Origin of the sequence: Pantoea sp. GABEPS69 (assembly GCF_045780835.1) — a bacterium.
Classification (GTDB): Bacteria; Pseudomonadota; Gammaproteobacteria; order Enterobacterales; family Enterobacteriaceae; genus Pantoea; species Pantoea septica.
Genome location: NZ_CP118618.1, coordinates 1,220,209 through 1,241,889 on the forward strand (window position 1 = coordinate 1,220,209; position 21,681 = coordinate 1,241,889).

Consider the following 21,681-nt stretch of genomic DNA (forward strand, 5'->3'; position numbering starts at 1 on the left):
AGGCGTTATGGAGTTCGTCCATTTTTTGGTTGATTTTATTCTGCATATTGATGTGCATCTGGCCGAGCTGGTTGCGCAGTACGGCATCTGGATTTACGCCATTCTGTTCCTGATCCTGTTTTGCGAAACCGGCCTGGTGGTCACGCCTTTCCTGCCGGGCGACTCGCTGCTGTTCGTAGCGGGCGCGCTGGCGGCGCTGCCGGGCAACGACCTCAATGTCCACCTGATGGCGGCGCTGCTGGTGGTGGCCGCCGTGCTGGGCGACGCGGTGAACTACACCATCGGCCGTCTGTTCGGCGAGCGTCTGTTCAGCAATCCGAACTCGCGCATCTTCCGCCGCAGCTATCTCGATAAAACCCATGCGTTTTACGATCGCCACGGCGGCAAAACCATCATCCTGGCGCGTTTCGTACCGATTGTGCGCACCTTTGCGCCTTTTGTCGCCGGCATGGGGCATATGTCCTATCGCCATTTCGCCCTGTTTAACGTCGCCGGCGCGCTGGCGTGGGTGCTGCTGTTCTCCTACGCGGGCTATCTGTTTGGCGACCTGCCGGTGGTGCAGGAGAACCTTAAGCTGCTGATCGTGGGGATCATTGTAGTGTCGGTGCTGCCCGGCGTGATTGAAGTGTGGCGTCATCGCCGCCAGGCGAAACAGGGTAAACAGCCGTAACGGGTTCGGTCGCGCCGCGGTTAGACCAGATTTTTATCCACAGTCGGAATGGGTTGTGGTTTAATGAGCGACATTTCATGTCTGCTGAAGCGGTTTTCAGCGGCAAATAAGATGACTGGACCAGGTCAGTTTTAAACAAAAAGGTCTTCAATGAGCTGGATTGAACGCATTCTTAATAAAAGCAACGTTACGCCTGCACGCCGTGCCAGCATCCCGGAAGGGGTCTGGACCAAGTGCGACAGCTGCGGTCAGGTTCTGTACCGCGCCGAGCTGGAGCGTAATCTTGAGGTCTGCCCGAAGTGCGACCATCACATGCGCATGCACGCCCGCGAGCGCCTCAACAGCCTGCTCGATCAGGGCACGCAGACCGAGCTGGGCAGCGAGCTGGAGCCGAAGGATATCCTGAAATTCCGCGACTCCAAGAAGTATAAGGATCGCCTTGCCGCCGCGCAGAAAGAGACAGAAGAGAAAGACGCGCTGATCGTGATGAAAGGCCAGCTGCACGGCATGCCGATTGTGGCCGCCGCGTTCGAGTTCGCCTTTATGGGCGGCTCGATGGGCTCGGTGGTCGGCGCGCGCTTCGTGCGTGCGGTCGAGCAGGCGCTGGAAGACAACTGTCCGCTGATCTGCTTCTCCGCCAGCGGCGGCGCACGTATGCAGGAAGCGCTGATGTCGCTGATGCAGATGGCGAAAACCAGCGCCGCGCTGGCCAAAATGCAGGAGCGCGGTCTGCCCTATATTTCGGTGCTGACCGACCCGACCATGGGCGGCGTTTCCGCCAGCTTCGCGATGCTGGGCGACCTTAACGTCGCTGAGCCGAAGGCGCTTATCGGCTTCGCCGGTCCGCGCGTTATCGAGCAGACCGTGCGCGAAAAGCTGCCGCCGGGCTTCCAGCGCAGCGAGTTCCTGATTGAGAAGGGCGCGATCGATATGATCATTCGCCGCCCGGAAATGCGTTATAAACTGGCGAGCCTGCTGGCGAAGATGATGAATCTTCCCGCGCCGCTGCACGATGGCGAACCGACCGCGCCTGCGGAAGAGCCGGAAAGCAACGAGGCCTGACAGGAGAGAGAGGCGCGCGCGCCGCGCCTTTCACCAATGCACCGTCGAACCGGCTGAACCGGGTCAAAATCTGTTAAACGGGACATATGGACACTCTTCACCTTCCTCAAGCCACGTCGCCTTTGGCCACGTGGCTTTACTATCTTGAGCATCTGCACACGCAGACCATCGAGCTGGGCCTGGATCGCATTCGCTGCGTCGCGCAGCGCCTCGACCTGCTAAAACCCGCGCCCTTCGTCTTCACCGTCGCCGGCACCAACGGCAAAGGCACCACCTGCCGTACGCTCGAAACGCTGCTGATGGCGGCGGGCTACCGCGTCGGCGTCTACAGCTCGCCGCATCTGGTGCGCTATACCGAACGCGTGCGCGTGCAGGGCGAAGAGCTTGACGCCGCACTGCATACCGCCAGCTTTGCGAAAATCGAAGCGGGACGCGGCGACGTTTCCCTGACCTATTTTGAATTCGGCACGCTCTCCGCGCTGAACCTGTTTCAACAGGCGCAGCTTGATGTGGCGATCCTCGAAGTCGGGCTGGGCGGCCGCCTGGACGCCACCAATATCGTCGACGCCGACGTGGCGGTGGTGACCAGCATCGCGCTGGATCATACCGACTGGCTCGGCCCCGATCGTGAAAGCATCGGCCGCGAGAAAGCGGGCGTGTTTCGCGGCGGCAAGCCTGCGGTGGTCGGCGAGCCGGATATGCCCGCCAGCATCGCTGCCGTCGCGGCGGAGAAGGGCGCGCAGCTGCTGCGTCGCGACCGTGACTGGCACTACAGCCAGCAGCCGGAAAGCTGGGCTTACCGCGACGCGCAGGGCGAGCTGAACGACCTGCCGCTGCCGCAGGTGCCGCTGCCCAATGCGGCCACGGCGCTGGCGGCGCTGCGCGCCTCCGGCCTGAAGGTCAGCGAAGCGATTATTCGCAATACCCTGCCGCTGGCGATCCTGCCCGGCCGTTTTCAGACGGTAAGCGAATCGCCGCGGGTGATCCTCGACGTGGCGCATAACCCCCATGCGGCGAGCTATCTGGCATCGCGTCTGGCGCAGCTGCCGAAACGCGGCCGGGTGCACGCGGTGGTGGGGATGCTGCATGATAAAGATATCGCCGGCACCCTGACGGCGCTGGCGCCGCAAATCGATCGCTGGTACTGCGCGCCGCTTGACGGACCGCGCGGCGCCACCGCCGATGAGCTAATGGCGCATCTGCCTCGCGACGCGGCGACCGCCTTTGCCGACGTGGAAAGCGCCTGGCAGGCGGCGCGCGGGCAGGCCGAGGCGCAGGGCATCGTGCTGGTATGTGGATCTTTCCATACCGTGGCGCAGGTCATGGAATCGACAGAGACGGAGAAAGGTCGTGGCAAGTAAGTTTCAGAACCGCCTGGTCGGCACCATTATTCTGGTGGCGGTCGGCGTGATTGTGCTGCCGGGCCTGCTGGACGGCAAAAAGAAGCACTATAAAGAGGAGTTCGCGGCGATCCCGCTGGTGCCGAAGCCGGACGACCAGCAGGATAGCGAGATGGTGCCGCCGGTGACGCAGCCGCTGCCGGCGCAGCCGCCGCAGGGCGCGGGCAGCGCGGTAAGCAGCGGCAGCAGCGCCGCCGCCAACCCGGTCGCCGAGCAGGGCAACGCCACGCCGCAGAGCGAAAGCGAACCCAGCGTGGTGACGCCGCCGCCGGTGCATCAGAACGCGCCGGCGAAACCGCGTCAGGTTGAGCAGCCGAAAACCCGGCCGGCGGAAACGCCGAAAGCGAAACCGGTCGAGCAGCCGAAAGCGCAGCCGAAACCGGTCGAGTCTAAGCCGGTGGAAACGAAGCCCGTAGAAACGAAGCAGAGCGAACCGGCTAAGCCAGTGGAAACGCCAAAGGCCGCAGAGCAGAGCGCGCCTGCCGGTCAGGCTTACGTGGTGCAGCTCGGCGCGCTGAAAAACGCGGCAAAGGTGAGCGAAATTGTCGCGAAGCTGCGTCTGTCGGGCTATCGCTCCTTTACCGTGCCGTCTACGCCCGTGCAGGGACAAATCACCCGTATCTATGTCGGCCCAGACGCTTCAAAAGCCAAACTGCAGAGCTCGCTTTCAGAGCTGCAGAGCGTCTCCGGCCTCGGCGGCGTGGTGAAGCCCTATAGCGCGCGCTAAGGCATCGATTGGCGCCGCCTATGGTATAAAAAGGCGGCGCCGCACGCAGTGTTAAAGCCGCGCGGCGCAATATAAATATTTTAGATTCAACGGCTTGAACAGTTGAATCTCCAGAGGGCGAGGAAAGTTTTTTTCATCGCCCTTTTTATGGAAGGTGAAAAGGAAAAGCGCTACGCAAACGTTTTCTTTTTCTGTTAGAATGCGCCCCGAACTGGATGCAGGGGTGCAAACGCACTGGCGCTGGAAGAGTTCATGATCTGGATTGATTACGTCATTATTGCGGTAGTTGGTTTTTCGGCTCTGGTCAGCCTGATTCGAGGGTTTGTCCGTGAAGCCTTATCTCTCGTTACCTGGGGATGCGCGTTTTTTGTCGCCAGTCATTACTACGCCTACCTTGCAGTCTGGTTTACAGGTTTTGACGACGAACTGGTGCGTAACGGCATCGCCATCGCGGTGCTGTTCGTCGCGACGCTGATTGTCGGCGCGATAGTCAATTATGTGATCGGCTCGCTGGTTGAAAAGACCGGCCTGTCGGGAACCGACAGGGTGTTGGGGGTCTGTTTCGGGGCGTTACGCGGCGTGCTGATCGTTAGCGCGATCCTTTTCTTCCTCGACACATTCACCGGCTTTTCCAAAAGTCCGGACTGGCAGCAGTCCCAGCTCATTCCCCAGTTCAGTTATATAATCAGATGGTTTTTTGACTACCTGAAAAGCACGTCGAGTTTTTTGCCCCGGTGACGCCACCGGGAGTGCGGCTAATGAGGAAATGACAACATGTGCGGTATTGTTGGTATCACCGGGTTTATGCCGGTCAACCAGTCGATCTATGATGCGTTAACGGTGCTGCAGCACCGCGGGCAGGACGCCGCAGGCATTTGTACTATCGATGCGCTGAAGTGCTTCCGTCTGCGTAAGGCGAACGGCCTCGTCAGCGATGTCTTTGAAGCTCGCCACATGCAGCGTCTGCAGGGCAATATGGGAATCGGCCACGTTCGCTACCCGACCGCAGGCAGCTCCAGCGCCTCTGAAGCGCAGCCGTTCTACGTTAACTCGCCGTACGGTATTACGCTGGCCCATAACGGTAACCTGACTAACGCGCACGACCTGCGCAAGCACCTGTTCGAAAAGGGCCGCCGTCACGTCAACACCACATCAGACTCTGAAATCCTGCTGAATATCTTCGCGCAGGAGCTGGACCGTTTTCAGAACGACCCGCTGGAAGCGGATAACATTTTCGCGGCGGTGGCAGCGGTGCATCAGCAGGTGCGGGGCGCTTACGCCGTCGTCGCCATGATCATCGGCCACGGCATGGTCGCCTTCCGCGATCCCAACGGCATTCGTCCGCTGGTGCTGGGCAAGCGCGTACTGCCTGACAGCCGCGTCGAGTATATGGTTGCCTCCGAGAGCGTGGCGCTCGATACGCTGGGCTTTGAGTTCCTGCGCGACGTCGCGCCGGGCGAAGGCGTCTATATCACCGAGCAAGGCCAGCTGTTTACGCGCCAGTGCGCCGAGAACCCAAAAAGCAACCCGTGCCTGTTCGAGTACGTCTACTTTGCGCGTCCCGATTCGTTCCTCGACAAGATCTCCGTCTACAGCGCGCGCGTGCGCATGGGCACCAAGCTGGGCGAGAAAATTGCCCGCGAGTGGGAAGATCTCGATATCGACGTGGTGATCCCGATTCCGGAAACCTCTACCGATATCGCGCTGGAGATCGCGCGCATTCTCGACAAGCCCTATCGTCAGGGATTTGTGAAAAACCGCTACGTTGGCCGCACCTTTATCATGCCGGGCCAGCAGCTGCGCCGCAGTGCCGTTCGCCGCAAGCTCAACGCCAACCGCGCCGAGTTCCGCGACAAGAACGTGCTGCTGGTGGATGACTCTATCGTGCGCGGCACCACCTCCGAGCAGATTATCGAGATGGCGCGCGAAGCGGGCGCGAAACGCGTTTACCTGGCGTCCGCCGCGCCGGAAATTCGCTTCCCGAACGTCTACGGCATCGATATGCCGAGCGCCACCGAGCTGATCGCGCACGGCCGCGAAGTCGATGAGATCTGCCAGCTGATTAAAGCCGACGCGCTAATCTTCCAGGATCTGGACGACCTGATCGAAGCGGTGCGCGAAGAGAACCCCGATATCGCCCAGTTCGAATGTTCGGTGTTTAACGGCGTCTACGTCACCAAAGATGTCGATCAGCAGTACCTGGAGTATCTCCAGTCGCTGCGCAACGACGACGCCAAAGCGCTGCAGCGTCAGAACGAAGTCGAGAACCTCGAGCTGCATAACGAAGGCTAAGCGCGTTCTCAGCGATGACAGGAAAAGTACGGGGCGGAGAAATCCGCCCCGTTTGTTTTCCTGTTCTGGCCCGCGCTATCATAGCGCCTCTCTGAACCCGCAAGGAACACGCATGAAACGACTCATCATTGGCATCTCTGGCGCAAGCGGCGCGATCTACGGCGTGCGGCTGTTGCAGGTGCTGCAGCAGGTCAGCGAGGTAGAAACCCATCTGGTGATGAGTCCGGCGGCGCGGCAGACGCTTAGCCTGGAGACCGACTATACGCTGCGCGAAGTGCAGGCGCTGGCCGATGTGGTGCATGACGTGCGCGATATCGCCGCCAGCATCTCGTCGGGATCGTTCAAGACCCTGGGCATGGCGATCCTGCCGTGCTCAATGAAAACCCTCTCCGGCATCGTGCACAGCTACAGCGACAGCCTGCTGACGCGCGCCGCCGATGTTGTGCTGAAAGAGCAGCGCAAGCTGGTGCTGGGAGTGCGCGAAACCCCGCTGCATATCGGTCATCTGCGTATGATGACCACCGCCGCCGAGCTGGGCGCGGTGATAATGCCGCCGGTGCCGGCCTTTTATCATCGCCCGCAGTCGATTATGGAGCTGGTGGATCAGACGGTTAACCGCGTCGTCGATCAGTTCGACATTACGCTGCCGCAGGATCTTTTTACGCGCTGGAATGGTGCATAACCGTCATATTTTGCACTGACCAGGTGCAAATGCGCGCTAGCGATCACTCTTCGTGCATTTGGTGCACCAAAAGTTAACAAGGTCGCTTTTTCTCTCTGACATCACTGATATATTTCCCTCACAAACCCGGCGGCAACGCCTTACTGACGCGCTGCCGGGCGCGCGAATGGCTTGCATTGCTGGCATGAAATATGCAAGAAATATGTGGCTTAACAAGCGCAAACACATCACGCACCCATAACAAAAAGCACTTCACTGAGGGTAATCTATGAAAAAGCGAGTTCTGGCTCTTTCTCTCATGCTGGGCCTGACCAGCGCCGCCAGCGTTTTCGCCGCGGTGCCGTCGTCGATTCGCATTGGGACTGACCCGACTTACCCGCCGTTTGAATCGAAAAACGCGCAAGGACAGCTCGTTGGCTTCGATATCGATCTTGCCAACGAAATTTGTAAACGCATCAATACGAAGTGCACCTATGTCGAGAGCGATTTCGACGCGCTGATCCCGTCGCTGAAGGCGAAGAAGATCGACGCCATCATCTCCTCGCTCTCCATTACCGCCAAACGTCAGGAAGAGATCGCCTTCTCCGACAAACTCTATGCGGCCAACGCCCGTCTGGTGGCGCCGAAAGGCTCGCCGATTCAGCCGACCATCGAGTCGCTGAAAGGCAAAAACATCGGCCTGCTGCAGGGCACCACGCAGGAAACCTACGCCAATCAGAACTGGCGCCCTAAAGGCGTCAACGTAACGCCTTACGCGAACCAGGATCTGGTTTATCAGGATCTGAACGCGGGTCGTATCGACGCGGCGTTTCAGGATGAAGTGCAGGCGAGCGAAGGCTTCCTGAAGCAGCCGGTAGGCAAGAACTACGCCTTCGCCGGTCCGGCGGTGAAAGACGACAAGATTTTTGGCGTCGGCACCGGCATGGGACTGCGTAAAGACGATAGCGAGCTGAAGACGGCCATCGACAACGCGTTCGAGGCGATGCGTAAAGATGGCACCTACGACAAGATCGCGAAAAAGTATTTTGATTTCAATGTGTACGGTGACTAACCCTGTCGACCTTTACCTGATCCTCCAGCGTTGAGCCGCGCGGCGCAACGCGCAATCTGGTCAGGACTGCCCGCTGGCGCGCCCGCGGGCAGGACATTGATGTTTTCTCCACGACAGGATCGATTAAATGTTGTACGGCTATTCCGAGGTTATTCTCAAAGGCACCCTGGTGACGCTGGAGCTGGCGCTCAGCTCGGTGGTGCTGGCTGTTGTGCTCGGCCTGATCGGCGCGGGCGCGAAACTCTCCCGCAGTCGCCCGCTGGCGATGCTGTTTGAAGGCTATACCACCCTGATCCGCGGCGTGCCCGACCTGGTGCTGATGCTGCTGATTTTTTACGGCCTGCAGATCGCCCTGAACGCGCTGACCGACGCCATGGGCCTCGCCCAGTTCGATATCGACCCGATGGTGGCCGGTATCATTACGCTCGGCTTTATCTACGGTGCCTACTTCACCGAAACCTTTCGCGGCGCGTTTCTCGCCGTGCCGAAAGGGCAGATCGAAGCGGCCACCGCCTTCGGCTTTACCGGTTCACAGGTGTTTCGCCGCATTCTGTTTCCCGGCATGATGCGCTACGCGCTGCCCGGTATCGGCAATAACTGGCAGGTGATCCTGAAAGCCACGGCGCTGGTGTCGCTGCTGGGGCTGGAGGATGTGGTGAAAGCGACGCAGCTGGCGGGTAAAAGCACCTGGCAGCCGTTCTACTTCGCCATCGTCGCCGGCGCGATCTATTTAATCTTTACCACGCTGTCGAACGGCGTGCTGTGGTGGCTGAATCGCCGCTACTCGGTCGGCGTAAAAAGGGCGGAGCTATGATCGATATTATTCAGGAGTACTGGAAATCCCTGCTCTGGACCGACGGCTATCGCTTTACCGGCGTCGCCATTACTCTGTGGCTGCTGATCCTGTCGGTGGTGATCGGCGGCTGCCTGGCGGTGCTGTTGGCCATCGCGCGCGTCTCGCCGAACCGCTTTGTCAGCACGCCGGTCTGGCTGTTTACCTATGTGTTTCGCGGCACGCCGCTCTATGTGCAGCTGCTGGTGTTCTACTCCGGCATGTACACGCTAGAGGTAGTAAAAGGCTCGGAGCTGCTTAACGCCTTTTTCCGCAGCGGGCTGAACTGTACGCTGCTGGCCTTTACCCTTAATACCTGCGCCTATACCACGGAGATCTTCGCCGGGGCGATCCGCGCCGTGCCGCACGGCGAAATCGAGGCGGCGCGCGCCTACGGCTTCTCTACCTTTAAGCTCTACCGCTGCATTATCCTGCCGTCCGCGCTGCGTACCGCGCTGCCCGCCTACAGCAACGAGGTGATCCTGATGCTGCACTCCACGGCGCTCGCCTTTACCGCAACGGTGCCTGACCTGCTGAAGATCGCGCGCGATATTAACTCGGCGACCTATCAGCCCTTTACCGCGTTCGGCATCGCGGCGGTGCTCTATCTGATTATCTCTTATGTGTTGATTAGCCTGTTCCGTCTGGCGGAGCGCCGCTTTCTCGCACACATCAAACCTTCGTCATCGCATTGAGTAGAACTATGGCTGATAACAAATTAAGCGTGACCGAACTGCATAAGCGTTACGGTGACCATGAAGTATTAAAAGGGGTCTCTTTACAGGCCGATGCAGGTGACGTGATCAGCATCATCGGATCGTCGGGATCGGGGAAAAGCACCTTCCTGCGCTGCATTAATTTCCTGGAAAAGCCGAGCGAAGGCACCATTTCCGTGACCAACGAGCCGATCAACCTGGTGCGCGACACCGACGGTCAGCTCAAGGTAGCCAATAAAGAGCAGCTGCGTTCGCTGCGCACTCGCCTCACCATGGTGTTTCAGCACTTTAATCTGTGGAGCCACATGACGGTGCTGGAGAACGTGATGGAGGCGCCGATTCAGGTGCTGGGACTGAGCAAAGCGGACGCCCGCGCCCGCGCCGTCAACTATCTCAATAAGGTCGGCATCGACGAGCGCGCGCAGGCGAAATATCCGGTGCACCTTTCGGGCGGTCAGCAGCAGCGCGTCTCAATCGCGCGCGCGCTGGCGATGGAGCCGGAGGTGCTGCTGTTCGACGAGCCGACGTCGGCGCTCGATCCCGAGCTGGTAGGCGAAGTGCTGCGTATCATGCAGAAGCTGGCGGAAGAGGGCAAAACCATGGTGGTGGTGACCCATGAGATGGAGTTCGCGCGCCACGTCTCCAGCCACGTGATCTTCCTGCATCAGGGCAAGATTGAAGAGGAAGGGCCGCCGGACGCGCTGTTCGGCAATCCGAAAAGCCCGCGGCTGCAGCAGTTTCTTAAAGGCTCGCTGAAATAGGCAACAGATTTGTAGCGGCGCGGTTCATTGCGCGTTGGCCAGCTATGCGGCGCTATGGTCCGCGCGATAAATCGCGCCGCGCTTTTTAATCACTCACGCAGCAACTTCAGCGCGGTGTCTTCATCGGTCACCAGCCCGGAAACCCAGCCCCCGTTTAGCGCGGCCTGAATTGCCGCGTATTTGCGCGCGCTGCCGGCAAATCCGATAATGTTGCGCTGCGTCTGGCTTTCCAGCAGCACGCTGGTCAGCAGCTCATCGGTTTCGCCGAAAACGCGTTCCCCTTGCTGATTGAAAAAGTGCCCCAGCATTTCGCCAGCCACGCCGCGCGCGTTGAGCGCCTTGACCTGTGCATCGGTAATAAACCCTTCGGCATTGAGCGGGCAGCCCGGCATCACTTCACCAATGCCGACAAACGCGACATCCGCCAGTAGCGCACGCTGGGCTACGCGCTGGTACACCTGATGCTGCACCCACATGGCTTTGTCCTGCGGCGTATCCGCGTAAAGCGGTGCCGGAATGAAGAAATACTTGCCCTGCATTTTTTCCGCCATTTTCAGCGGCACGTCGTAGCGGGTGCCGGAATCGTCGCGCGCAATCGCGCCAATCATCGATACGCACTGATGCTGTGGGCGTTCAACCCAGGGTAGCGCATCAATGATTGAGCGCAGCGTTTTACCGGAACCGATGCCAAATACCTGCGGGGTCTCTTCGTTAATAAACTGCGCCATCACCGCCGCGCCCTCTACGGCCAGCATTTGCTGAATCGCCGCGTCATCCAGCCCGGCTGACGGCACCACGCGGCACAGCGTCAGGCCAAACTTTTGCGCTATCTCGCGCGCCAGATGCAGGCAGTGGGTAATCGGGTGGTCAATCTTCACGCTAACCATCCCCATCTCACGCGCGCTTGAGACCAGCCGCTGCGCCACCTGGCGCGATAAGCCCAGCGCGCGCGCAATCTCCTGTTGCGTCAGGCCCGCCACGTAATACATCCAGGCTGCCCGTGCCGCCAGCTCCTGCTTCTTCTCTTCTCTGCTCATCGCATTGTTCCGTCAAAAACCGATACGCCAGTTTATCGCGTCTTGCATCTAAAGCGCTAACTGAGCAAAAGCCCTCAAAAAGAGCAAAAGTATTAATTGTGATGAATCTCTCAGAACGATCGCCCCGGCGGCGACTATGCTACGCCGTATCGGGCAAATGCCCTTAATTTTGGCAAATGTTTAATTCGAGGCGGCTATGACGACGAAATCAGTATGGATGCATATCGGTGCAGGTTCTTTTCATCGGGCGCATCAGGCGTGGTATCTGCATCAGCTACGCCAGCAGGGCGATGACAGCTGGAGCATCGCGCTCGGCAACATCCGTGGCGACGCGGTAGCGCTGCTTGACCAGCTGCAGGCGCAAAACGGCGAATATGTGCTGGAAACCGTAACGCCGGAGGGCGAGCGCGCGTATGAAACCATCACGTCGCTGCGCACCATTTTGCCGTGGGACGCGGAAATCAGCGCGCTGGTGGCGCAAGGTGCCAGTGCCCATACCAAAGTCATTGGTTTTACCGTGACTGAAGCTGGCTACTATCTGACGCCCGCACATGAGCTCGATCTCGGCCAGCCAGACATCCAGGCCGATCTTCGCGGTGAAGTCCGCACTATTTATGGCGCGCTGGCACGCATTCTGCGCCAGCGCGTGGCCAGCGGCGGTGCGCCGGTCACGCTGCTCAACTGCGATAATTTGCGCCACAACGGCGAACGCTTCCGTCACGGCCTGCTGACGTTTCTTGCCGCGCAGGGCGACAGCGCGCTGGCCAGTTGGGTGCGTGATAACACCACTTCGCCCAATACCATGGTTGACCGCATCACGCCGCGCCCGACGCCGGATGTTGCCGAGCGCGTCAAAGCAGCTACCGGCAAAGACGATGGCGCAGCGGTAATGGCGGAATCCTTCATCCAGTGGGTGATTGAGGATGATTTCATTGCCGGACGTCCGGCGCTGGAACAAGTGGGCGTAGAGCTGGTGACATCGGTGCTACCCTGGGAAGAGGCGAAAATACGCATTCTTAACGCTACGCACGCAGCGATAGCCTGGGCCGGCACGCTCACCGGGCAGGATTACATTGATGACAGCACGCGCCAGCCTGCGATTTATCAGCTGGCTTATAACTACATCACCCAGGATGTGATTCCGTCACTGTCGCCCAGCCCGCTGGATCTGGCGGATTATCGCGACGTGGTGCTGGCACGCTTTAGCAATCCCTACATTAAAGATACCAACCAGCGCGTCGGTGCCGACGGGCTATCGAAAATCCCGGGCATGGTGACGCCTACGCTGCGCGAATGCTATCAGCGTGGCGCAGAACCCACGGCCACCGCTGTGCTGCCGGCGCTGTTTTACCTGTTTCTGCAACGCTGGGCCAGTGGTCAGCTGCCGTACGCTTATCAGGATGGCGTGCTCAACGCCGACGCGCTGCGCCAGCAGCTGGCCGGTGAAAATGCGCTGCAGACGTTTCTCAGCGACACGTCGTTGTTTGCTGAACTGGCTGACGATCGCGCCTTTCATGCGCTGGTGGCGCGCAGCGTAAACGCCCTGGAGCAGCAGTTGCTGCAGCCAGCGACGGTGTAAGGAGCGCACATCATGTATCTCGGTATTGATATTGGTACCTCTGAACTCAAAGCGCTGATCCTGAACCCACAGGGCGAGATCGTGGCGTCGAATCACGTCACGCTCAGCGTGCAGCGCCCGCATCCGCACTGGGCGGAACAGGATCCCGAGTGCTGGTGGCAGGCCTGTGGCCAGGCGATCGCCGGGCTGCGCCAGCAGGTGCCGGAAATATGGGCCGCGATTCGCGCCATCGGTCTCTCGGGTCAGATGCACGGCGCGGTGCTGCTGGATGCGGCCGGTGTGGTGCTGCGACCGTGCATTTTGTGGAACGATACGCGCAGCGCGGCGCAGTGTGATGCGCTGCGCCAGCAATATCCGCAAATGATGCAGATCGCCGCCAACCTGATTATGCCTGGCTTCACCGCGCCGAAACTGCGCTGGGTGGCTGAACATGAGCCGGAAATATTTCGCCGCATCGATAAGGTGTTGCTGCCGAAGGATTACCTGCGCTGGCGACTTACCGGGCGCTTTGTCAGCGAGCCGTCAGATGCCGCTGGGACGCTGTGGCTGGATGTGGCGCAGCGTGACTGGTCCGACGAACTGCTGGCGATCAGCGGGCTGACGCGCGCGCAGATGCCCGAACTGGTTGAAGGCAGTGCGGTCAGCGCCACGCTGCGCGCCGATCTGGCCAGCGAATGGGGCTTATCGCCCACGGTGCGCCTCGCTGGCGGCGGCGGCGACAATGCGGCGTCGGCGATAGGCGTCGGCGCGGTCAACGCGGGCGATGCCTTTATTTCTCTCGGCACCTCTGGCGTGATCTTTGTGGTTAACGATCGGCTGCGCGCCGATCCGCAATCCGGCGTGCACGCATTCTGCCATGCGTTGCCGGGACGCTGGCATCAGATGAGCGTGATGCTCAGCGCCGCCAGCTGTTTGCGCTGGCTGTGTAATCTGCTTTCGGTCACGGAAAGCCAGCTGATGGACGAAATGGCGCAGCTTAGCGCGGAACAGCTGCGGCAGGCACCGCTCTTTCTGCCTTATCTTTCCGGCGAACGCACGCCGCACAACGATCCGCACGCGACCGGTACATTTTTCCATTTACGCCACGAAACGCCACGTGCGCTGCTCGGCTATGCGGTGATCGAGGGCGTAGCCTTTGGTCTTGCGGATGGTCTGGCAGTGCTGGGCGATACGCAGCAGCAGATTCAACAGTGCAGCCTGACCGGCGGCGGCGCGCGCAGCACGCTATGGGCGCAGCTGATTGCCGACGTGCTGCAACTGCCAATAGTGACCCATCCGGCCAGCGCCTCGGGCGCGCTGGGCGCGGCGCGGCTGGCGTGGTTAGCGGATGGCGGCCGCGAGGCAGAAGTGTGCCTGAAGCCGCCGGTGCAGGCGCGTTATCAGCCTGATGCGGCGCGGGGGGCGGTGCTGCAGCAGCGTCTGCGCCTGTTCCGTGAACTCTACGTACAACAACAGCAGGCGCGCGCATTGCTGCCTGCCTGATCGGATTAGCGAACGGAAGGAAGATTGTCATGCAATCGAATGAATACTGGTTTGGCTTACCGAAAAAGATGTTCTGGGGGTTCCTGGCTATCGCAATTTTTATGGCGGGCGACGGCTTCGAAATGGCGTTTTTGTCGCGCCACATCACTGACATGGGCTTTTCTCCGGCCCAGTCGGCAGTGGTGTTTACTTTTTATGGCCTCGCCGCCGCGCTGGCCGCGTGGGCCTCTGGCGTGGTGGCGGAGCTGATTACGCCGCAGCGCGCCATGATGATTGGCTTTATGCTGTGGATCGTCATGCATGCGCTGTTTATGTCGCTGGGACTCGGGCTGCGTAACTATCCGCTGATGGTGCTGTTCTACGGCATTCGCGGCCTGGCCTATCCGCTTTTTATCTATTCGTTCATGATGATGCTGGTGCAGGTGCTGCCGCGTGACAAGCTGGCCGCCGCTACCGGCTGGTTCTGGGCGATGTACTCCGTAGGTATTGGCGTGGTGGGCAGCTACCTGCCGAGTCTGACCATTCCGATGCTGGGCGAAACCGGCACCCTGTGGCTGGCTATTGTCTGGGTCGCCTGCGGCGGTGTGTTAGCCTATTTCAGCCTGCGCAACGTCCCGGTTGACCGTTCACGCGTTAATCTGCCGCTGCGCGATAAGATGACCGAGATGTCGCGTGCCGTGACTATCTTGTTCACCAATCAGCATATGTTTTACGCCTGCATGATCCGCATCATCAATACGCTGTCGCTGTTTGGTTTTGCCATCATTATGCCGCTTCTGTTTGTCGATCGGCTCGGCTTTACTATCTCCGAATGGCTGCAGATTTGGGCGGTGTTCTTCTTTGTCACCATTTTTACCAATATTTTCTGGGGTATTACCGGCGAGAAGCTGGGCTGGATCCGGCAGGTGCGCTGGTTCGGCTGCCTCGGTATGGCGATCTCCAGCCTGGCATTTTACTACCTGCCGCTGTATGCAGGACATAACTTCTGGGTGGCGCTGATTCCGGCCGTGATGCTGGGGATCTTTGTCGCCGCCTTTGTGCCGATGACGGCGGTGTTCCCGACGCTGGAACCGCATCATAAAGGCGCGGCGGTGTCGATTTACAACCTGTCAGCCGGACTGAGCAACTTTGTCGCGCCGGCGATTGCCTCGCTGCTGCTGCCGTTCTTCGATATTGTTGGCGTGGTGTGGGCCTATACCGCGCTTTACCTGTTCGCCGGCGTGCTGACCTTTATCATCCGCGTGCCGCAGCCAGGGCACACGCGGCCAGCCTCGTCAGTGAAATCGTCAATTGCGCAGCAGCGCAGTTGAGGTTGAGGCAGCCATACCCACAGCGGTCGCTGTCGGTATGGCTGCCAGAAAACGTTAATCCTGCTGCCTGCCGTTGCTTAAATGAAAGCGCGCGTTAGCCGGCGACATCCTGCAGCGCTTCCTGCAGATCGTACCAGCGAAAGCCGAAGCCGGAGGCCTCCAGCCGCTTCGGTAGCACATGCTGCCCGCCCAGCACCAGCACCGCCGATTCGCCCATTATCATTTTGATGGCGCTGGCGGGCGTGCGCATAAAGGCCGGGCGATGCATCACATGGCCGAGCGTGGCGGCGAACTGCTCGTTGCGCACCGCGTAGGGCGCCACCATATTGAACGGGCCGCTCAGATCGTCGCGATCCAGCAGCCAGAGAATGGCGTTGACCATATCATCGATATGGATCCACGGCAGATACTGTTTGCCGCTGCCGATAGGACCGCCGACGCCGAGCTTGAACGGCAGCTTCATTTTGCTTAACGCGCCGCCTTCGCTGGCCAGCACCACCCCGGTGCGCAGCAGGCAGACGCGGGTGCGCTCGCTTTCGGCGCTCAGCGCCAGCTGCTCCCAGCGCGCGCAGAGGCTGTGGGTAAACTCCTCCTGACCCTGATCCTCTTCCGTCAGCACCAGCTCGCCGGTATCGCCGTAGTAGCCGGTTGCCGACCCGGAGATCAGCACGCGCGGCGGCACGTGGCTGGCGTTGATCAGCGAGGCGATGCGTTCGGTGATCTGCCAGCGGCTTTCGCACAGCCGCTGCTTCTGCTGTTCGGTCCAGCGCTTGTCGGCGATGGGTTCGCCGGCGAGGTTGATGACGGCGTCAATCCCGTCGAGGTTTTGCTGCTGCGCCAGGCCTGACCAGAGTGCGACACGCGCGTCGAGCTTTTCGCGCGCGGCGGCGACATCGCGCGTGACGACGCTGACCTGATGCCCCAGCGTCAGCAGGCGAGGAATAAGATGGCGGCCGATCAGCCCGGTTCCGCCGGTCATAAGTATGTGCATCTCGCGTCTCCTTATCATTTTTCTGATACGCACTGTTTCAGCATAGAAGAAGCGCGGCCGCGCGCTGCCGGACTGCGTCGCGCTTTGAGAAGATCGGACCAGCCGGACATTGCTTTGCGCAAAGAAAGTCGGTAAATATCAGGCTACCCGGATAAGCCTGTTGAGGTAGCAGATGAATTACCCGTCCATCACCCTGTGGTCTGATTCACTGTTTTTTAGTCCTTACGCCATGTCGGTTTACGTCGCGCTGACGGAGAAGGGCATTCCCTTCTCGCTGAAACGCGTCGATCTTTCGCAAAATCAGCAGTTCCATAGCGACTATCGCGCGCTATCGCTTACCTGCCGCGTGCCGACGCTGCAGATTGACGATTTCGTGCTGAGCGAATCCTCTGCTATCGCTGAGTATCTGGAAGAGCGTTTTCCTGCGCCTGAATTCGATCGTCTCTATCCGCGCGATCGCGAGAAGCGTGCGCGGGCGCGCGAAGTGCAGGCGTGGCTGCGCAGCGATTTTTTACCCATTCGTCAGGAGCGGCCGACGGAGGTGTTATTCGCTGGCGAGCGTTTCCCGCCGTTGAGCGCGGCGGCGGCGCAGGCGGCAGATAAGCTAATGGCGGCGAGTCTGCGCTTGCTACCGGACAAGCAGCAGAATCTGTTCGGCGAGTGGTCCGTTGCCGATACGGATTTAGCGCTGATGCTGAATCGCCTGGCGCTGCACGGCGATGCGCTGCCGGATAAGCTCAGGGAATATGCTGAATTTCAGTGGCAGCGCGCCTCGGTACAGCTCTGGCTGGCGGAAAGCGGCAAACAACGATAGATTGCGCCGCTTGCTCAGGCGAGCGGAAGTGATTACCTTACAGCACACTATAACAACGACGTGGCAATCAGGCGCGTGTCGCACGGCACGCCAGAACAGAAAAGGGTTACCGGATGGTGGATCAAACCGCGGGCGACGCTATCGAGTGGGTCGATATCGTTAATGAAGAGAATGAAGTGATTGCACAGGCGACGCGTGCGCAGATGCGCGCGCAGCGTATGCGCCATCGCGCCACCTATATCGTGGTGCATGACGGCGCAGGCAAGATTCTGGTGCAGCGCCGCACCGAGACGAAAGACTTCATGCCCGGCATGCTGGACGCCACCGCGGGCGGCGTGGTGCAGAGCGGCGAAGATCTGCTGGAGTCGGCGCGCCGCGAAGCCGAGGAGGAGCTGGGCATTGCCGATGTGCCTTTCGCCGAGCACGGCAAGTTCTACTTCGAAGATGAGCATGTCCGCGTCTGGGGCGGATTGTTCAGCTGCGTCTATCACGGCCCGTTCGCTATGCAGGAAGAGGAGGTCGATGAGGTGTTCTGGATGACCCCCGATGAGATTACCGCGCGCTGCGACGAGTTCACCGATGATTCACTCAAGGCGCTGTCGCTGTGGCTGACGCGTAACGGCGACGCTTAAAAATAGTTGGTTAAAAAAACGCCCGTCTGGGCGTTTTTTTATTTTTGCGGCCTGTGATGCTGGTGCTGTTCAGTCGCGGGCAACAGCCGGTTACGTAAAGTCGGCGTGAACACGTCCGTGTGGCCTCGGCCGCCGCTTCCCTGCGGCGAGGATGTGAACCCAGAAGGCTTAGCCTTCTGCCTGCTGCGACTGAATTGCGGTCAGGGCGATGGTGTAGACGATATCGTCGACCAGCGCGCCGCGCGACAGATCGTTAACCGGCTTGCGCATACCCTGCAGCATCGGACCGATAGAGATCAGATCCGCCGAGCGTTGCACCGCTTTGTAAGTGGTGTTGCCGGTGTTGAGATCCGGGAAGATAAACACCGTGGCGCGACCGGCGACCGCCGAGTTCGGCGCTTTGGATTTGGCCACATCTTCCATAATCGCCGCGTCATACTGCAGCGGACCGTCGATCACCAGATCCGGACGTTTCTCCTGCGCGATACGCGTCGCTTCGCGCACTTTTTCCACGTCGCTGCCCGCGCCGGAGGTGCCGGTCGAGTAGGAGATCATCGCCACGCGCGGTTCAATACCGAACGCATGGGCGGAGTCGGCAGACTGAATGGCGATTTCCGCCAGCTGTTCCGCGGTAGGGTCCGGGTTGATGGCGCAGTCGCCATACACCAGCACCTGCTCCGGAAGCAGCATAAAGAATACCGAGGAGACCAGCGAGCTGTTCGGCGCGGTTTTAATCAGCTGCAGCGGCGGACGAATGGTATTGGCGGTGGTGTGCACGGCGCCTGACACCAGGCCGTCCACTTCGCCGCTTTCCAGCATCATGGTGCCGAGCACCACGTTGTCTTCCAGCTGCTCCTGCGCCACCACTTCGGTCATGCCTTTGTTCTTACGCAGCTCGACCAGACGCGGCACATAGTTGTTGCGAACCACTTCGGGATCGACAATTTCGATGCCTTTGCCCAGTTCGACGCCCTGTGCGGCGGCAACGCGCTGGATCTCATCGGGATTGCCCAGCAGCACGCAGGTCGCGATGCCGCGCTCGGCGCAGATGGCGGCGGCTTTGACGGTGCGCGGCTCATCGCCTTCCGGCAGCACGATGCGTTTGCCCGCTTTGCGGGCCAGCTCGGTGAGCTGGTAGCGGAAGGCCGGCGGCGACAGGCGACGACTGCGCTCGGAGGTCGCGGTCAGCGATTCGATCCAGTCGGCGTTAATATAGCTGGCGACATACTCCTGCACTTTTTCCACGCGCTGAGTATCGTCGCTCGGCACTTCCAGGTTGAAGCTCTGCAGGCTGAGCGAGGTTTGCCAGGTGTTGGTTTTCACCATAAAGACCGGCAGGCCGGTCTGGAAGGCGCGCTCGCACAGCTTCGCGATGCGGTTGTCGATTTCGTAGCCGCCGGTCAGCAGGATGGCGCCGATCTCTACACCGTTCATCGCCGCCAGGCAGGCGGCCACCAGCACGTCAGGACGGTCTGCCGAGGTCACCAGCAGCGAGCCGGGACGGAAATGCTCCAGCATATGCGGCAGGCTGCGCGCGCAGAAGGTCACTGACTTAACGCGGCGCGTGGCGATTTCGCCTTCATTAATCACTTCGGCATGCAGGTGGCGGCACATATCGATGGCGCGCGTGGCGATCAGATCGAAGCTCCAGGGCACGCAGCCCAGTACCGGCAGCGGGCTGTCGGCGAACAGCTGTTTCGGATCGATATTGGCGACGCTCGCCTTGGTGGAGTCGTCGAAAATTTCCGACAGATCCGGGCGCGTGCGGCCCTGCTCATCCACCGGCGCGTTCAGCTTGTTGATGATGACGCCGGTAATGTTTTTGTTCTTGCTGCCGCCGAAGCTGCTTTGCGTCAGCTCGATGCGCTCTTTCAGCTGGGCGGGTGAATCGTTGCCCAGCGCCATAACAAACACGATCTCGGCGTTAAGCGTCTTGGCGATCTCATAGTTGAGCGCGTTGGCGAACTGATGCTTACGCGTCGGCACCAGGCCTTCAACCAGCACCACTTCCGCATCTTTGGTGTTTTCGTGGTAGCGCGCGATGATCTCTTCCATCAGCACGTCCTGCTGGTTAGCGCCCAGCAGCGACTCGACGCGCGACATCTTGAGCGGGTCGGCGGCAGGAATCGACGAGTTCTTGCGGATGATCATCGTGGTCTGGTCCGGCTTATCGCCGCCAGCGCGCGGCTGCGCGATAGGTTTGAAGACGCTGAGACGAACGCCTTTACGCTCCATGGCACGAATAACGCCGAGGCTGACGCTGGTCAGGCCGACGCTGGTGCCGGTAGGAATAAGCATGATTGTACGCGACACGTTTGAACCTCGCTTTAGGTAGTGTCAAAAACAACACCGTCAGCCGAAGCTGACGGTGAAGGAAACATCAGGCGGTAAGACGCGCCGCATCCTGGGCGATCACCAGCTCTTCATTCGTGGGGATGACAATCGCCGGGCGGGTGCCTTCTTTATTGATAAAGCCGGATTTGCCGAAGCGCGCCGCCAGGTTGCGCTCATGATCGACCTCAAAGCCGAGCAGGCCCAGCTTTTTGAGCGACAGTTCGCGGACCATCGCCGCGTTTTCACCGATGCCGCCGGTAAAGATCACCGCATCCAGACGGCCTTCCATCATAGCGCTGTAGCTGCCGATGTATTTTGCCAGACGATGGCAGAAAACATCCATGGCGCGCTTCGCGTCCTCTTTGGTTTCGTAGTTGTCTTCGACGTAGCGACAGTCGCTGGTGACGTCGGTCAGGCCCAGCAGGCCGGACTCCTTGGTCAGCAGCTTATTGATGGCGTCGACGCTCATGCCCAGGGTATCGTGCAGATAGAAGACGATCGCCGGATCGATGTCGCCGCTGCGGGTGCCCATCACCAGACCTTCCAGCGGCGTCAGACCCATTGAGGTATCGACGCACTTGCCGTTACGCACCGCCGCCACCGAGGCGCCGTTGCCGAGGTGGCAGGTAATGATGTTGAGCTCGTCGACCGGTTTGTTCAGGATTTTTGCCGCTTCGTGCGTGACGTAGTAGTGGCTGGTGCCGTGCGCGCCGTAGCGGCGAACGCCATGCTCTTTATAAAGACGGTAAGGCAGGGCGTAGAGATAGGACTCTTCCGGCATAGTCTGATGGAAAGCGGTGTCGAAAACCGCCACATTCTTGTCGGAGAGGTGCGGGAAGTTTTTCATCGCCTCTTCGATGCCGATCAGATGCGCCGGGTTATGCAGCGGTGCGAAAGAGGCATTGTCTTTGATGCCCTGCACCACGGCGTCGGTAATAATGACCGATTCTGTCAGCTGCTCGCCGCCATGCACGATGCGATGGCCAATTGCAGCAATTTGTGCCGACAGCTCTGGTTTTTGTGCCAGAATAGTTTTAACAATGAAATTCAGGGCTTCGCTGTGTGCGGCGCCGGCGCCTAGAGGGGCTTCGTGTTTTTCTCCGTCCAGTTTCCACTTAATGCGCGCTTCCGGAAGATGGAAGCATTCAGCCAGGCCGGACAGGTATTCCTCTCCGCTGGCGGCATTCAGGATGGCGAACTTCAGTGAAGAGCTGCCGCAGTTCAGAACCAGTACTAACTTACTCGACATGGAAGTACCTATTTGTTAAAAGTGGCTAAAAAAAAGGCAATCAGACTATCAGCGTAGCCC

20 protein-coding genes are annotated in these 21,681 nt (G+C 59.9%); 16 read left to right on the forward strand and 4 right to left on the reverse strand.

Annotated features, from left to right (window positions below):
* The first annotated feature begins 7 nt into the window (after positions 1-7).
* The 11 genes from PVE98_RS05870 to hisP all read left to right on the forward strand — a co-directional run bounded on the left by PVE98_RS05870 (position 8) and on the right by hisP (position 10,193).
* Entirely contained in the window at positions 8-670 is a 663-nt protein-coding gene (locus PVE98_RS05870) for a DedA family protein (protein ID WP_033750563.1), read from the forward strand.
* A 150-nt stretch (positions 671-820) separates the two neighbouring features.
* Entirely contained in the window at positions 821-1,732 is a 912-nt protein-coding gene (gene accD, locus PVE98_RS05875) for an acetyl-CoA carboxylase, carboxyltransferase subunit beta (RefSeq protein ID WP_033750560.1), read from the forward strand.
* Between the two features lie 86 nt (positions 1,733-1,818).
* Entirely contained in the window at positions 1,819-3,093 is a 1,275-nt protein-coding gene (gene folC, locus PVE98_RS05880) for a bifunctional tetrahydrofolate synthase/dihydrofolate synthase (RefSeq protein WP_407568554.1), read from the forward strand.
* On the forward strand, positions 3,083-3,859 hold the full coding sequence (gene dedD / locus PVE98_RS05885) for a cell division protein DedD (protein WP_096073522.1): 777 nt from the start codon (positions 3,083-3,085) through the stop codon (positions 3,857-3,859). Before folC ends, dedD begins: the two co-directional genes overlap by 11 nt.
* 252 nt (positions 3,860-4,111) lie before the next feature.
* On the forward strand, positions 4,112-4,597 hold the full coding sequence (cvpA, locus tag PVE98_RS05890; RefSeq protein WP_021509181.1) for a colicin V production protein: 486 nt from the start codon (positions 4,112-4,114) through the stop codon (positions 4,595-4,597).
* 36 nt (positions 4,598-4,633) lie between these two features.
* Positions 4,634-6,151 (forward strand): amidophosphoribosyltransferase, encoded by a 1,518-nt coding sequence (gene purF / locus PVE98_RS05895; RefSeq protein ID WP_033750546.1) that lies wholly within the window; start codon positions 4,634-4,636, stop codon positions 6,149-6,151.
* A 112-nt stretch (positions 6,152-6,263) separates the two neighbouring features.
* Entirely contained in the window at positions 6,264-6,833 is a 570-nt protein-coding gene (locus tag PVE98_RS05900) for a UbiX family flavin prenyltransferase (RefSeq protein WP_033750543.1), read from the forward strand.
* 268 nt (positions 6,834-7,101) lie between these two features.
* Entirely contained in the window at positions 7,102-7,884 is a 783-nt protein-coding gene (gene argT, locus PVE98_RS05905) for a lysine/arginine/ornithine ABC transporter substrate-binding protein ArgT (RefSeq protein WP_033750540.1), read from the forward strand.
* A gap of 127 nt (positions 7,885-8,011) precedes the next feature.
* The gene (locus PVE98_RS05910; RefSeq protein WP_033750538.1) at positions 8,012-8,698 is read left to right on the forward strand and encodes a histidine ABC transporter permease HisQ; all 687 of its coding nucleotides are present in this window, start codon (positions 8,012-8,014) and stop codon (positions 8,696-8,698) included.
* On the forward strand, positions 8,695-9,411 hold the full coding sequence (locus PVE98_RS05915) for an ABC transporter permease (protein ID WP_033750535.1): 717 nt from the start codon (positions 8,695-8,697) through the stop codon (positions 9,409-9,411). Before PVE98_RS05910 ends, PVE98_RS05915 begins: the two co-directional genes overlap by 4 nt.
* A gap of 8 nt (positions 9,412-9,419) precedes the next feature.
* Positions 9,420-10,193: a histidine ABC transporter ATP-binding protein HisP gene (hisP, locus tag PVE98_RS05920; protein WP_033750531.1), complete on the forward strand. Its 774-nt coding sequence runs from the start codon at positions 9,420-9,422 to the stop codon at positions 10,191-10,193.
* A gap of 89 nt (positions 10,194-10,282) precedes the next feature.
* Here hisP and PVE98_RS05925 read toward each other — a convergent pair whose 3' ends face one another.
* Positions 10,283-11,230 carry a sugar-binding transcriptional regulator gene (locus PVE98_RS05925; protein WP_033750529.1) on the reverse strand — a complete coding sequence of 316 codons (948 nt, stop codon included), beginning with the start codon at positions 11,228-11,230 and terminating at the stop codon, positions 10,283-10,285.
* Between the two features lie 196 nt (positions 11,231-11,426).
* On the opposite strand from PVE98_RS05925, the gene dalD reads away from it, so the two are divergent.
* From dalD to PVE98_RS05940, 3 genes are read left to right on the forward strand one after another with little or no spacing between them, the layout of a single operon-like run.
* Positions 11,427-12,809 carry a D-arabinitol 4-dehydrogenase gene (gene dalD, locus PVE98_RS05930; RefSeq protein ID WP_033750525.1) on the forward strand — a complete coding sequence of 461 codons (1,383 nt, stop codon included), beginning with the start codon at positions 11,427-11,429 and terminating at the stop codon, positions 12,807-12,809.
* A gap of 12 nt (positions 12,810-12,821) precedes the next feature.
* Positions 12,822-14,291 carry a xylulokinase gene (gene xylB / locus PVE98_RS05935; RefSeq protein ID WP_033750522.1) on the forward strand — a complete coding sequence of 490 codons (1,470 nt, stop codon included), beginning with the start codon at positions 12,822-12,824 and terminating at the stop codon, positions 14,289-14,291.
* Between the two features lie 29 nt (positions 14,292-14,320).
* Positions 14,321-15,601 (forward strand): MFS transporter, encoded by a 1,281-nt coding sequence (locus tag PVE98_RS05940; protein ID WP_096073520.1) that lies wholly within the window; start codon positions 14,321-14,323, stop codon positions 15,599-15,601.
* A 94-nt stretch (positions 15,602-15,695) separates the two neighbouring features.
* On the opposite strand, the gene PVE98_RS05945 is transcribed toward PVE98_RS05940, so the two are convergent.
* On the reverse strand, positions 15,696-16,592 hold the full coding sequence (locus PVE98_RS05945; RefSeq protein ID WP_033750518.1) for a TIGR01777 family oxidoreductase: 897 nt from the start codon (positions 16,590-16,592) through the stop codon (positions 15,696-15,698).
* Positions 16,593-16,764: 172 nt separating this feature from the next.
* On the opposite strand from PVE98_RS05945, the gene yfcF reads away from it, so the two are divergent.
* Together yfcF and yfcD are read left to right on the forward strand one after the other, a co-directional pair.
* On the forward strand, positions 16,765-17,406 hold the full coding sequence (gene yfcF / locus PVE98_RS05950; RefSeq protein ID WP_033750516.1) for a glutathione transferase: 642 nt from the start codon (positions 16,765-16,767) through the stop codon (positions 17,404-17,406).
* 113 nt (positions 17,407-17,519) lie between these two features.
* Positions 17,520-18,038 (forward strand): NUDIX hydrolase YfcD, encoded by a 519-nt coding sequence (yfcD, locus tag PVE98_RS05955; protein ID WP_033750514.1) that lies wholly within the window; start codon positions 17,520-17,522, stop codon positions 18,036-18,038.
* Positions 18,039-18,206: 168 nt separating this feature from the next.
* On the opposite strand, the gene pta is transcribed toward yfcD, so the two are convergent.
* Positions 18,207-20,351 carry a phosphate acetyltransferase gene (gene pta / locus PVE98_RS05960; protein ID WP_033750511.1) on the reverse strand — a complete coding sequence of 715 codons (2,145 nt, stop codon included), beginning with the start codon at positions 20,349-20,351 and terminating at the stop codon, positions 18,207-18,209.
* A 67-nt stretch (positions 20,352-20,418) separates the two neighbouring features.
* On the reverse strand, positions 20,419-21,621 hold the full coding sequence (gene ackA, locus PVE98_RS05965; RefSeq protein ID WP_033750509.1) for an acetate kinase: 1,203 nt from the start codon (positions 21,619-21,621) through the stop codon (positions 20,419-20,421).
* Positions 21,622-21,681: the final 60 nt, after the last annotated feature.

Coding starts and splice junctions, on each gene's coding strand:
- yfcF (WP_033750516.1), top strand. CDS start 16,765: ATGAATTACCCGTCCATCACCCTGTGGTCTGATTCACTGTTTTTTAGT.
- PVE98_RS05900 (WP_033750543.1), top strand. CDS start 6,264: ATGAAACGACTCATCATTGGCATCTCTGGCGCAAGCGGCGCGATCTAC.
- PVE98_RS05915 (WP_033750535.1), top strand. CDS start 8,695: ATGATCGATATTATTCAGGAGTACTGGAAATCCCTGCTCTGGACCGAC.
- ackA (WP_033750509.1), bottom strand. CDS start 21,621: ATGTCGAGTAAGTTAGTACTGGTTCTGAACTGCGGCAGCTCTTCACTG.
- PVE98_RS05910 (WP_033750538.1), top strand. CDS start 8,012: ATGTTGTACGGCTATTCCGAGGTTATTCTCAAAGGCACCCTGGTGACG.
- hisP (WP_033750531.1), top strand. CDS start 9,420: ATGGCTGATAACAAATTAAGCGTGACCGAACTGCATAAGCGTTACGGT.
- PVE98_RS05945 (WP_033750518.1), bottom strand. CDS start 16,592: ATGCACATACTTATGACCGGCGGAACCGGGCTGATCGGCCGCCATCTT.
- dalD (WP_033750525.1), top strand. CDS start 11,427: ATGACGACGAAATCAGTATGGATGCATATCGGTGCAGGTTCTTTTCAT.
- accD (WP_033750560.1), top strand. CDS start 821: ATGAGCTGGATTGAACGCATTCTTAATAAAAGCAACGTTACGCCTGCA.
- purF (WP_033750546.1), top strand. CDS start 4,634: ATGTGCGGTATTGTTGGTATCACCGGGTTTATGCCGGTCAACCAGTCG.
- yfcD (WP_033750514.1), top strand. CDS start 17,520: ATGGTGGATCAAACCGCGGGCGACGCTATCGAGTGGGTCGATATCGTT.
- xylB (WP_033750522.1), top strand. CDS start 12,822: ATGTATCTCGGTATTGATATTGGTACCTCTGAACTCAAAGCGCTGATC.
- folC (WP_407568554.1), top strand. CDS start 1,819: ATGGACACTCTTCACCTTCCTCAAGCCACGTCGCCTTTGGCCACGTGG.
- PVE98_RS05925 (WP_033750529.1), bottom strand. CDS start 11,230: ATGAGCAGAGAAGAGAAGAAGCAGGAGCTGGCGGCACGGGCAGCCTGG.
- PVE98_RS05870 (WP_033750563.1), top strand. CDS start 8: ATGGAGTTCGTCCATTTTTTGGTTGATTTTATTCTGCATATTGATGTG.
- cvpA (WP_021509181.1), top strand. CDS start 4,112: ATGATCTGGATTGATTACGTCATTATTGCGGTAGTTGGTTTTTCGGCT.
- PVE98_RS05940 (WP_096073520.1), top strand. CDS start 14,321: ATGCAATCGAATGAATACTGGTTTGGCTTACCGAAAAAGATGTTCTGG.
- argT (WP_033750540.1), top strand. CDS start 7,102: ATGAAAAAGCGAGTTCTGGCTCTTTCTCTCATGCTGGGCCTGACCAGC.